This window comes from Burkholderia torrens (assembly GCF_984668525.1).
Map to the genome: position 1 here is coordinate 1 of NZ_OZ480211.1, position 13,080 is coordinate 13,080.

At 59.2% G+C, this 13,080-nt stretch carries 6 protein-coding genes; 4 read left to right on the forward strand and 2 right to left on the reverse strand.

Going from position 1 to position 13,080, the window contains the following annotated elements; genetic code table 11:
- The 4 genes from dnaA (at position 1) to AC5LXX_RS00020 (ending at position 7,600) form a co-directional block, all read left to right on the forward strand.
- Positions 1-1,584, forward strand: a complete 1,584-nt coding sequence (gene dnaA, locus AC5LXX_RS00005) for a chromosomal replication initiator protein DnaA (RefSeq protein ID WP_493410111.1) — start codon at positions 1-3, stop codon at positions 1,582-1,584.
- Between the two features lie 170 nt (positions 1,585-1,754).
- A complete protein-coding gene (gene dnaN, locus AC5LXX_RS00010; protein WP_006756934.1) occupies positions 1,755-2,861 on the forward strand; it encodes a DNA polymerase III subunit beta in 1,107 nt (368 codons plus the stop codon).
- A 192-nt stretch (positions 2,862-3,053) separates the two neighbouring features.
- On the forward strand, positions 3,054-5,528 hold the full coding sequence (gene gyrB / locus AC5LXX_RS00015) for a DNA topoisomerase (ATP-hydrolyzing) subunit B (protein WP_493410112.1): 2,475 nt from the start codon (positions 3,054-3,056) through the stop codon (positions 5,526-5,528).
- A gap of 752 nt (positions 5,529-6,280) precedes the next feature.
- Positions 6,281-7,600, forward strand: coding sequence for a reverse transcriptase domain-containing protein (locus AC5LXX_RS00020; protein WP_493410113.1), 1,320 nt, complete (start codon positions 6,281-6,283; stop codon positions 7,598-7,600).
- Positions 7,601-7,673: 73 nt separating this feature from the next.
- On the opposite strand, the gene AC5LXX_RS00025 is transcribed toward AC5LXX_RS00020, so the two are convergent.
- Both AC5LXX_RS00025 and AC5LXX_RS00030 read right to left on the reverse strand, forming a co-directional pair.
- Entirely contained in the window at positions 7,674-9,449 is a 1,776-nt protein-coding gene (locus tag AC5LXX_RS00025; RefSeq protein WP_493410114.1) for a reverse transcriptase domain-containing protein, read from the reverse strand.
- Between the two features lie 460 nt (positions 9,450-9,909).
- Entirely contained in the window at positions 9,910-13,080 is a 3,171-nt protein-coding gene (locus tag AC5LXX_RS00030) for a type I restriction endonuclease subunit R (protein ID WP_493410115.1), read from the reverse strand.

Genomic DNA, 13,080 nt, shown 5'->3' on the forward strand with positions numbered 1-13,080 from the left:
ATGAACGATTTCTGGCAACACTGTTCCGCACTGCTGGAGCGCGAGCTGACGCCCCAGCAGTACGTGACGTGGATCAAACCCTTGGCCCCGGTGGCCTTCGATGCGTCGGCGAACACGCTGTCCATCGCCGCGCCGAACCGTTTCAAGCTGGACTGGGTCAAGAGCCAGTTTTCGGGCCGGATCTCCGATCTGGCCCGTGATTTCTGGAACGCGCCGATCGAAGTCCAGTTCGTCCTCGATCCGAAGGCCGGCATGCGCAGCGCAGCGCCCGCGACCGGCGCCGCACCGGCTGCCCCGCGCGCGCCGCTGGCGCCGAGCGGCCCGGCCGCGACGGTCGCCGCGATCGCCGCCAACCTCGCCGCGAATGCCGCCGCCGCGCCCAGCGCGCCGGCCGACGTGCCGATGACGCCGTCGGCGGCCGCCGCGCACCACCTGAATGCCGACGACGCCGATATCGACCTGCCCAGCCTGCCCGCGCATGAAGCGGCGGCCGGCCGCCGCACGTGGCGTCCGGGCCCGGGCGCCGCGCCCACCAACGGCGGCGAAGCCGATTCGATGTACGAACGTTCGAAGCTGAACCCCGTGCTCACGTTCGACAACTTCGTGACCGGCAAGGCGAACCAGCTCGCGCGCGCCGCTGCGATCCAGGTCGCGGACAACCCCGGCATCTCGTACAACCCGCTGTTCCTGTACGGCGGCGTCGGCCTCGGCAAGACCCACCTGATCCACGCGATCGGCAACCAGCTGCTGCTCGACAAGGCCGGCGCGCGGATTCGCTACATCCACGCAGAGCAATACGTGTCGGACGTGGTGAAGGCGTACCAGCGCAAGGCGTTCGACGACTTCAAGCGCTACTACCATTCGCTCGACCTGCTGCTGATCGACGATATCCAGTTCTTCTCCGGCAAATCGCGCACGCAAGAGGAATTCTTCTACGCGTTCGAGGCGCTGGTCGCGAACAAGGCGCAGGTGATCATCACCAGCGACACGTATCCGAAGGAAATCTCGGGCATCGACGATCGCCTGATCTCGCGCTTCGACTCGGGCCTCACCGTCGCGATCGAGCCGCCCGAGCTCGAGATGCGCGTCGCGATCCTGATGCGCAAGGCGCAGTCGGAAGGCGTGAACCTGTCGGAAGATGTCGCGTTCTTCGTCGCGAAGCACCTGCGCTCCAACGTGCGCGAGCTCGAAGGCGCGCTGCGCAAGATCCTCGCGTATTCGAAGTTCCACGGCCGCGAGATCTCGATCGAACTGACCAAGGAAGCGCTGAAGGACCTGCTGACCGTGCAGAACCGGCAGATTTCGGTCGAGAACATCCAGAAGACCGTCGCCGACTTCTACAACATCAAGGTCGCGGACATGTATTCGAAGAAGCGCCCCGCGAACATCGCGCGGCCGCGGCAGATTGCGATGTACCTGGCGAAGGAACTCACGCAGAAGAGCCTGCCGGAGATCGGCGAGCTGTTCGGCGGGCGCGATCACACCACCGTGCTGCACGCGGTGCGCAAGATCGCCGACGAGCGCAGCAAGGACGCGCAGCTCAACCACGAGCTGCACGTGCTGGAACAGACGCTGAAGGGTTGAGCGCGCGCACCGCGCTTGATAATTCGGCCTCCGCCCCAATTTAAGGGGGGCGGTTCGGTTTTGAGGCACAATACTGGTTTGACCGCCCCGGTGGTGGCGGGCCAAGAGCCCGGCTGGCGGGGCGCTGCGAGGCTGCTGCGCTGCAGGCCGTTACTCAACGAAGGAACTCTATGCAACTGGTCAAGACCGAACGAGACACCCTCCTCAGGCCGCTGCAAACGGTCAGCGGCATCGTCGAACGCCGCCATACGTTGCCGATCCTCGCCAACCTGCTGATCACCAAGAACGGCCCGGACGTTTCGTTCCTGTCGACCGACCTGGAGCTGCAGATCACCACGCGCGCCGATTTCGGCGTCGGCGGCGACCAGGTCGCGACCACCGTCGCGGCCCGCAAGCTGCTCGACATCCTGCGCGCGATGCCTGACGGCCAGGTCACGCTGTCGCTCGCCGACAAGCGCCTCACCGTTCAATCGGGCAAGAGCCGCTTCGCGCTGCAGACGCTCGCGGCCGACGAGTTCCCGACCGTCGCGCAGGCGAAGGATTTCGGCGCCACGCTCACCGTCCCGCAGAAGTCGTTCCGCCAGTTGCTCGGCATGGTGCACTTCGCGATGGCGCAGCAGGACATCCGCTACTACCTGAACGGCATGCTGCTCGTCGTCGACGGCGACCAGCTGATGGCCGTGGCCACCGACGGCCACCGCCTCGCGTTCTCGTCGATGAAGCTCGAAGGCGGCACGTTCGGCCGCCAGGAAGTCATCGTGCCGCGCAAGACGATTCTTGAGCTGCAGCGCCTGCTCGAAGACATCGACGACACCGTCACCATCGACATCGCGCAAACCCAGGCCAAGTTCACGTTCGGCCAGGTCGAGCTCGTGTCGAAACTCGTCGAGGGCAAGTTCCCCGACTTCCAGCGCGTGATCCCGAAGGCGCACAAGAACACGTTCGAGATCGGCCGTGAAGAACTGCAGCGTTCGCTGCAGCGCGCGGCGATCCTGACTTCGGACAAGTTCAAGGGCGTGCGCTGCATCATCGCGCCGGGCCAGCTGAAGATCATGTCGACCAACGCCGATCAGGAAGAGGCGCAGGAAGAACTCGAAATCGCCTACCAGGGCGATACCGTCGACATCGGCTTCAACGTCACGTATCTGCTCGACGTGCTCGCGAACCTGAAGGTCGACACCGTGCAGGTGAGCCTCGGCGACGCCAGCTCGAGCGCGCTGATCACCGTGCCCGAGAACGACGAGTTCAAGTATGTCGTGATGCCGATGCGCATCTGACGCGCACGACATCAAGACACACACCAGGGGGCGGCAAGCCCCTTTGGCGTTTTTATGGCGAACCGACAACCCGCCCCTTTGGTGCCCTGACGGCGCCTAGGACGGGCCAGGAAAACTGGAGCGGCCCGGCGTTTTCGCAAGAAAACGCACCGCGCCGCCGCTTGAGTGGCCTCGCAGAACCGGAAGATATCCATGAGTGAACAGCACAATTCGCAACCCGATAACAGCAGCTACGGCGCCTCGTCGATCCAGATCCTCGAAGGTCTGGAAGCGGTGCGCAAGCGCCCCGGGATGTACATCGGCGACACGTCGGACGGCACCGGTCTGCACCACCTCGTGTTCGAGGTGCTCGACAACTCGATCGACGAAGCGTTGGCCGGGTACTGCAACGACATCCACGTGACGATTCACGCCGACAACTCGATTTCCGTGACCGACAACGGCCGCGGGATTCCGACCGACGTGAAGATGAACGACAAGCACGAGCCGAAGCGCAGCGCCGCCGAGATCGTGATGACCGAGCTGCACGCCGGCGGCAAGTTCGACCAGAACAGCTACAAGGTGTCGGGCGGCCTGCACGGCGTGGGCGTGTCGTGCGTGAACGCGCTGTCGAGCTGGCTGCGCCTCACCGTGCGCCGCGACGGCAAGAAGCGGTTCATGGAGTTCCACCGCGGCGTCGCGCAGGATCGCGTGCTCGAGGTGGTGGACGGCGTGGAAGTGTCGCCGATGCCCGTGACCGGCGACACCGAGAACCGCGGCACCGAAGTGCACTTCATGGCCGATCCGACCATTTTCGGCACGGTCGAGTATCACTACGACATCCTCGCGAAGCGGATGCGTGAACTCTCGTTCCTGAACAACGGCGTGCGGATTCGTCTCACGGACCTGCGCTCGGGCAAGGAAGACGATTTCGCGTTCGCCGGCGGTGTGAAGGGCTTCGTCGAGTACATCAACAAGACGAAGACCAACCTGCACCCGACGGTGTTCTTCGCCAACGGCGAGAAGGACGGCGTGGGCGTCGAAGTCGCGATGCAGTGGAACGACAGCTACAACGAAAACGTGCTGTGCTTCACGAACAACATTCCGCAGCGCGACGGCGGCACACACCTGACCGGCCTGCGGGCCGCGATGACGCGCGTCATCAACAAGTACATCACCGACAACGAAATCGCGAAGAAGGCGAAGGTCGAGACGACCGGCGACGACATGCGCGAAGGGCTGTCGTGCGTGCTCTCCGTGAAGGTGCCGGAGCCGAAGTTCAGCTCGCAGACGAAGGACAAGCTGGTTTCGTCCGAGGTTCGTGCGCCGGTTGAGGAAGTTGTCGCGAAGGCGCTCGAAGAGTTCCTGCTTGAGACGCCGATCGACGCGAAGATCATCTGCGGGAAGATCGTCGAAGCTGCTCGGGCGCGTGATGCTGCGCGGAAGGCGCGTGAGATGACGCGTCGGAAGGGCGTGCTCGACGGCGTCGGCCTGCCGGGCAAGCTCGCGGACTGCCAGGAGAAAGACCCGGCGAAGTGCGAAATCTACATCGTCGAGGGTGACTCGGCTGGTGGGTCGGCGAAGCAAGGGCGTGACCGGAAGTTCCAGGCGATCCTGCCGCTGCGCGGCAAGGTGCTGAACGTCGAGAAGGCGCGCTACGACAAGCTGCTGTCGTCGGAACAGATCGTCACGCTCGTGACCGCGCTTGGGTGCGGCATCGGCAAGGAAGACTACAACCTCGACAAGCTGCGCTATCACCGCATCATCATCATGACCGACGCGGACGTCGACGGTGCGCACATCCGGACGCTGCTGCTCACGTTCCTGTATCGCCAGATGCCGGACATGATCGAGCGCGGGTACGTGTATATCGCGCAGCCGCCGCTTTACAAGATCAAGGCGGGCAAGGACGAGCGGTATCTGAAGGATGACGTGGAGCTCAACGCGCATATGCTGCGCTTGGCGCTGCAAGGGTCGGAGCTGGTGCCGGGTGAGAATGCGGCCGCGATTTCTGGGGATGCGCTTGGGGAGCTGGCAAGGTCGTATCTGCTGTCGCAGAGCGTGATCGATCGGTTGAGCCGGTTGTATGACCCGGCTGCGCTGGAAGCCGTCATGGATGGCGTGGTGATCGATCTCTCCAGCGAGGAGTCGACCGAGGCTTCGGCGAAGGCGCTGCACGCTGCGTTGCATGATGAAGCGCTGAAGAACGAAGTGCGCGTGGTGCCTTCGTATGACGCGGTTCGCGAACAGCGGGCGCTGCATGTCGAGCGGACGCATCACGGCAACGTGCGGGTTTCGGTCATCGACCAGGAATTCCAGCACACGGCGGATTATCAGCAGCTCGTGACGACGGCGAATACGTTCAAGGGGCTTATTGGGGAAGGTGCGGTCATCAAGCGCGGTGAGCGCAGCATGGCCGTGGCGGACTTCAAGAGCGCGATGAAGTGGCTGCTCGCGGATGCTGAGCGGAACGTCTCCAAGCAACGCTATAAGGGCCTCGGCGAGATGAACCCCGAGCAGCTGTGGGAAACGACGATGGATCCGGCAGTGCGGCGTCTGCTGCGTGTGCAGATCGAAGACGCGATTGCTGCGGATGGGATCTTTACTACCCTCATGGGGGATGATGTCGAGCCGCGGCGGGCGTTTATCGAGTCGAATGCGTTGCGGGCGGGGAATATTGACGTGTAACTCACGCCTGTAGGTAGATGCATAATCTGAGAAAAACAGACCCACAAGTTGAGAAATTTGTGGGTCTTTTTTATAGCTCGTGTGCTGCCACTGCGACGCATTCCGGGAGTTCCATCCCTGAAGGGGGGAGACTGCGCTCCCCTGACATTGGCCACGCATGCACCGGTGTCATCTAGTGGCGACATTGCATGCACCAGATATTTCTGGTATCAATGACCCAGTTTGCTTGTGCCTCGTGCTGAGTGGTCCGGCCACCGGAACCGCAAATTCGCACGGTGCGCCCGGCGTGCAGCAATGTATCGCCGGACGGGTCAGCCATAGCATCGGCGCGCCCGCAGGAAACAGCCCGAGCCCTGTAGTCCGCCTTAGCACCGTAGCTTCAGCCGTTTTGAGGTCGCATTGGACGGTCGGTAGACTTTATTTTCAGGCTTGGGCGGGCCTGACGCTTCGCAGCGCTTGCCAGCCTGGGCAAAAAGCCCAGAATGGGAGGCAAAAGTGGCGTTTCAGGTCGAAAGCAAAAACGTGCCAGCGGCGAGCGCTTCGGCGGCTGCCTCTCGGCTTGCGCTTTGTTCTTGTGCCTCGTGCTGAGTGGTCCGGCCACCGGAACCGCAAATTCGCACGGTGCGCCCGGCGTGCAGCAATGTATCGCCGGACGGGTCAGCCATAGCATCGGCGCGCCCGCAGGAAACTGACCTCCCTGGGCTTGGGGCAAGCGAACCAATGCGGCCCCGTACCCAACAAGAAGCAGAAGCATGGGCCCTCTCTATAAGAAGGTTTGCCGCACACCCAATCTCCGCAAAGCGGCGCGCGCCGTTCTCACGAACGCCCTGAATTCAACGTCCGAAAGCACCCGCGACGAAGCGAAGAATTTCCAACTCGCACTCGACAAACATCTGGGGGCGCTCCGCAAAGAATTGGTTGCAGGTACCTTCAAATTCCCACCAGCTCGCGGCGTCGCGGCCAAAAAGCCAAACAAGACGACCCGTCGACCTATCGTCATCGCCCCCATCAAATCGCGTGTCGTTCAGCGGGCGATTCTCGACGTGCTGAGCGGCATGAAGTTCGTGAAGGATGTCCAGAAGAAGTGGCTGAACTTCGGCGGTGTAGAGGATGGAGGCGTAGCGAAGGCCATCGAGCGCACGTACCGAGGCGCGGTCCATTACCCGTTCTACATTCGCACTGACATCAAGGACTTCTTCACGCAGGTCCCGAAAGACGCGCTGCTCGCACTCGTAACGAAGCATACCGAGGACCCCGAGTTCGATGCATTGCTAAAGAATGCTATCCAAGTCGAGCTTGAGAACATCGCGGAATTGAGGGAACACAAGGAGCTTTTCCCGCTGTCGTCACGCGGTGTGGCACAGGGCTCTTGCCTGTCGCCTTTGCTATGCAATCTGCTTCTGCACGACATCGATGTGCACCTCAACAGCAGCGACTGCATGTCAGTACGCTACATCGACGATCTCATCATCTTTGCGCCCAATCGAAGCCAAGCGTTCAAGAGGTTGAAGGAGCTTAAGCACTCGCTCTACCAGTTCAAGCTCGATGCTTACGACCCTCCGACGCGAGGTAAAGATTCCGACTCGTCGAAGGCTGCGGCGGGCGAGACGAGGAAGGGATTCTCATTCCTCGGATGTGATGTCTCACCAGAGGCCATCTCGCCAGGGAAGCCTGCTCGAACTTCATTACTCGAAAAGGTGGATGCACTCTGCAAAATTGCTTTGATGAGTGAAAGACATCTCAATATCCGCACGAAGATGCAACTGCAGTTTGTGAACGACCCGACGCTGTTGGGTACTTACTGGCGTATCTCGAATACCGTTCGAGCCTGGGGCGCAGCCTTCTCATTCTGTACAGATCAGCGCATCTTCAGGCAGCTTGACACTGAAATCGAGCGAAGATTGACGGATTTTCGTCGACAGTGGGCCATCAAAGTGAAGTCATTGGCTCCCTCGGACCGGCAGCGTCTCCTTGGCATGAACCTGCTCGACGATACAGCTTTCAAGTCGGAGTATGCAGACTTGGTTTCATCACGAGCTGAAACAAAAGCCGTGAAGAGCACAGCGAATTGACGGAATGGCGAGGCCCTCGATTAACGCGAATATTGCAATCAACACTCTTATTCTCACTGAGACTCGATTTTATTCAAGTCAAATCAGACGCCTCCATTTTCACATCCCCGGTCAAATTCTTTGCTAGGTCCCGCAGTATATCGAATACGCCCTGAAACCCGACTAATGAAGGCGAATCGAACGGCTTGATACCTTGATCTACCGCATCGGCGAATTGCTTTTTGCTCATGACCACGGGTTTGCTACGCAAGCTACCGTAGCCGACAACGTCCGCATCAACGATGAGAGTCGTCGCCTTCGGATGACGGTAGATGACTTCTTCATTTCCAACGTGATTGCCATCTTGCTCGAACTCTTCTCGTGCAAACAGACGCCTACCTTGAGCATCCTTTTGCCAGAGAAATTCATTGAAATATAAGTGTTCGATGCAAATCTGTTGGCACCCCAATCTGTGCTCGGGGATTGGCAAGACAAGGGAGTACACATTGTTCCCATGATGTTTCAATTTCCCATATTTATCCTCGGCTTTTTTTGCAAATTCACTATCACGATCAAAAACATAAACTTGCGTTTGATGTCGAAATTCATCACGCTTCGCGTCACTCAGGCAATTTTGCCACAGCTTACCCTCTCCCCGTGGGCGGTCCGAATGGTCAGCCCAGTCGACGTTCAAGTCGGTGTACTGCCCATCCGCCTTGAATCGCCGAAACGCATGTCGCAGGTGGATAGTGTCCGTCACACCCTCGGTATAAAGCATTAGACGAGGCGAACTCATTTGAATTTTCTCCTCCACACCCAACGAGAAACCATCGTCCAACTTCACCAATTTCTTTGCTAATGCGAGGTAGGTTGTGTCCTCTGCCCCCTTGATGAAACGTACAAATTCCAGCCTGCCTCGAATTACTTCACGAAAATCTGGCGGCGTACTTTTCCAACCAGGTCGATTGCGCTTGTAGTGATTAGAGAAGAACCACGAAGTAGCAGACTCTTCGCCAAATTTCGACCAGACGTGCAGGACAGTTCTGAGCCCACGAATATATTCTCGGCTGACATTGACTTTTTCGTTGACCGTAATTCCGGTTACCTGCTGGCGACCACTTCTATCGAATATTCTAGTCTTTGCATCATTGACCTTGAACCCCTGCCGCTCAATTAATCCTCGCAGGCTGTCTCCGACGTTAGCTTGGATTGAAACGCCATCGGGCGATGCCGGAGAGCATATTTGAGGACTCAAACGCTTCAGATTTGTCGAGAAAATCAAGTCGTCCGCATAACGCGTATAGAGGCAACGATGCTCCTTTGCCATGCGTTTCAATTCAAAATCAAGTGACCTACATATGAAATTCGAGATAATTGGCGAAGTTGGAGCTCCTTGGGGCAATTCATTGCCGTCCATCACTATTTGCGCCAGCACTGTCGCGAGTTCGTCACTAAAATTAAATGGGTGCCCCTTGAAAACACCGAACACTCGACCGAAATTAACTGACGGGAAGAAATCCTTCAAATCGACTCGAGCAACCCATTTTTGCGCAACATGAATACGAGCCTTTTGGGCAATATTCTTGCCCTTTACGTATCCATACACATGCTGCCGCGGGCGATACTCTTTCGCCAACTCGGACGCTATAATTTTCTGAATCTTTTTGAGAAGCGGCACTGGGACCCGAAGCTTTCGGTCGTCACCGCTTCGCTTCCTTATTATTTCAGTCTTGTAGCGATACTCTGGATTGAGTTTGTACAGGAGGAAATTTAGTTTCCCTGCAGAGATACCAAGAAACTGGCAAAGCTCCGCCTTTGATGTCAAGTGGGCAAAGCCGCTGAAGAGGGTGCCTTGATTATTGATGCCCATCCGGTTCAACCTATCGTTTGGTGCCGACATCCTCGTTGGCGATACCTCCTGGTCGATCTCCCGGCTCTCTCGGCGTCGACCATGGCAGTCTTGGGATAAAGTTCAAGAACCGTGACGAATACATCACAGAAAAACAACCGGATGGGCACGGCAATTATACGTCGAATTTTGTCTGATGGAGTGAGTTGCAAATCGCAGCGTGCGCAATACGCGTGAGTATTGTTCACGATGCTTGAGACTCAATGGAGAATTTCGGATGCCTCCCCGCACCGCGGGGGAGTATCAAAAACTTATGTGCCAAGCGCACACACTTCTTTGGTCGGTCCCGTTGACCCTGATAATTCGCCAATAGCTTGTTAAGCTAGGCTCGCGGTGCACTCGATTGCACAAAATAGTCGTCACCCAGTCACCAGGCGCAGCGCTAGGATGAATAGCTGTGCGTCCAGTACCCGGGTGAGCACTAATGAATACGCCAGCCCTCGCCGGCATAGTGGCGCGTCACAAAATCCCACACTTCGTTGACCTTCGCGTTCCACAGGGCATCTGGATAGGGTTCCTGCGGCAATTCGTTCAGTCGATGCCGGATTTCGGACCACACAGCGCCGCGCGTTTCCTGGCCGCGCAACCAGTCCACACCGTCTACTAGCTCGTGGAGCTTAGCTAGCAGCGCCCTCGCAACGCGTTTTACCTCCACCTCCTCGGCCCCGGTTAGCTTCGGCTCCGGGGTGGTAAGCAAGTCGAAGATAGCCAGCTCCTCCTCTGTCAGCCCTTCGCGGGCGGCACGCTGTTCCTCCTCGGAGAGGCCGGCGACGAATTCTTTCAGCGCCTCGAAGAACTTTTCCGCGTCAATGGAGCCCGCGTTGTATTCGGCCACCAGCTTTTCCAGCTTCTCGACCAGATCGACGCGGGTCGGGTTGGCCTCGGCCATCTTCTTGACCTTGTCCTCGGCCTTCTCCCGCGCGCGTTCGGCAGCGACCTTGGGGCTCTTCTCGAACAACTTAACCAGCTTGCCGAAATCGATGCCGGAGAGATCGACGCGCCCATCGGCGCCTGCACCTTCAACGATAGGCGTCAGGATGGCGACGCCTTCCAGTTTCTCGTCCAGCAATTCGGCGATCTTCGCCTGAATGGCGGAAATATCCGTCGGGCCGAGCTTAGCCTTCACAGCGTCCGCCAGCATGTGGAACACCGCAACCGGCTTGAGATAGGGCGCGGCCCGCTCATCGGGCAGCAACGCCTTATAGGCCTTGGTCACCGCGCCGGCGAGGCGGCCAAACTCCCTCCGCCTCTCATCAGGCGCGATCAGCACCTCCACAGCCTTGGCGATCAGGCCGAGACGGGAAAGGGTATCTGCCGCCATGATCGCATCGGTATCGACAGCCAGCGGCTGCGTGAAGCTCCGTGCCTGTTCCAGCGCCACTTCCAACGCCTTGACCAAGGCGTCCTTATCCTTGATCGGCGTTTCGTCCTTGTCGGCGCCGCCCGCGCTGCCGGCGTAGATCGCCAGTGCCTTCTGCAGATTGTTGAACACGCCCACGTAATCGACGATCACGCCGCTGGTCTTGCTCGGCGCGTTGCGGTTGGCGCGCGCAATGGTCTGCACCAGAGTGTGGTTTTTCATCGGCTTGTCGAGATAGACAGTGCCGATGCTGGGTACGTCAAAGCCAGTGATCCACATAGCGCAGACGAAGACGAGCCGCAGCGGGTCGTTTTTGTCCTTGAACTTCTCCTCCAGGTCTTCTTTCTGCATCCGCTCCCGGTGGGGGAGGATATCGAGGTCCTTTTTCTTGAGGTCGCCGATCTCGTTCTGGCTCTGGCTGACAACCACGGCCATATCGAGCTCACGCAACCACAACAGTCGCTCGGCAATAGCCGCGCCTTCCGCTTCATGCGCAGTCTTGAGCGCCTTCTCATCCGCCGCGATCAGCCGAGCGACCGCCGCCGTAACGCGATCATGCATAGAAACCGCGGTTGCCTTGTCGATGGCAACGAACATCGCCTTGCCGCGATATCCGCGCATGGCGAAGTGGAGCGCTACATCATCGGCCACCTTGTCGAGCCGGTCGGGGTTTGTAATGAGCGTGTATTGTCGGCCGAATTCGCGTTGGAGCTTCTTCTCCTGCTCCTCGCTCAAGTCCACCTCATCGAGCAGCTCGTCCAGTTCCTCCTTCAGCTCGTCAGCGTTGAGCTGAAGCTCGGGTTTGCGCGATTCATAGTAGAGTGGCACCGTCGCACCATCGCGGACGGATTGCGCGAAGTCGTAGACCGAGACGTAATCGCCGAACACCTCACGAGTGCGGCTTTCCTCGCCCTGGATCAGCGGCGTGCCGGTGAAGCCGATGAAGGCGGCGTTGGGCAGCGCCGCGCGCATATTCGCGGCGAGCTGGTCATACTGGCTGCGGTGCGCCTCGTCGGTAATCACGATGATGTCGGAACGCTCGGAGAGCACTGGCATTGGCTCCCGATCAGCGGTCGAGAATTTCTGGATCAGAGTGAAGACGTAACGCTCGTTTCCTGCCAGCAATTCCCGCAGATGCGCCCGGCTATCTGCTTGCACCTGTTGCGTATCCTTGGTGAGCGCGCCAACGCTGGCGAATTGCCCCGCAATCTGGTCGTCCAGCTCTGTGCGGTCGGTCACGATCACAAAGGTGAAATTCCCGCCCAGGCGCCGCAGCACCTTTTCCGCAAACATCACCATGGAAAGGGACTTGCCCGATCCCTGCGTGTGCCAGAACACCCCGAGGCGGCCCTTGTTCTGGCCGACATGCGCCACCGCAGCCATCGCGCGGTTCACGCCCAGCACCTGATGGTATTTGCCTACCACCTTGCGCAGACCGCCCTTGGCTTCATCAAACAGTAGGAAATTTTCGATCAGGTCGAGGAATCGCGCTGGCTCGCAAGTGGCTCGCAGCATCGTCTCAAGACTCGGGTCTTCCGGGCCATCCTCATCAAGACGTTTCCACGGCGCGAAGAAATCGAAATCGGTATGCGAGCCGCCCATCAGCGATTCATGGCCGTTGGAAAGGATCACAAAGCAGTTGAACGGGAACAACTGCGGGATGGTGTCGCGATAATCGCGCAGGTTTTCGTCGTAGGCGTTGAAGATCGGCTTGGAAAGCGCCTTCCACTCCGCATGAAGCAGCGGCAGGCCATTGACGAAGCCGACGGTGTCCGGACGACGCTTATGCAGCAGGCCCTCGATCCAGACCTGGCTGGCGACGAGAAAATCATTGGCCGCCACATCGCGCCAGTCGATCACGCGAACGGTTACGGTTTCGGTTTTGCCGTCATCCGGGCGCTTCACCTCCACACGGACGCCGTCGCGCAGCAGGTAGTAAAACTCGCGATTGGCAGCGATGGGGGAAAGCGCAGAGCGATCCTGCACCAGCGCCTCCTCGGCCAGTTTCAGTGCTTCCGCCGACAGTCCGGGGTTGAGTTTGGTGAGCGCCGCGCGCAATCGCGACGGGAGCCAAGCCTGACGAAAGTTGGTGCGGCCGGTGGGATTATCCGACCCCAGCTTTTCCTCGATCAGGTTGACGTGTTGCCAGCCAAGCTGCTGCAACAACGCCAGCGCCGGCTGCTCAACGGCGGCGTCTTCGGAAAACTCGCTGGAGAGTGAGGGCGGCATCAT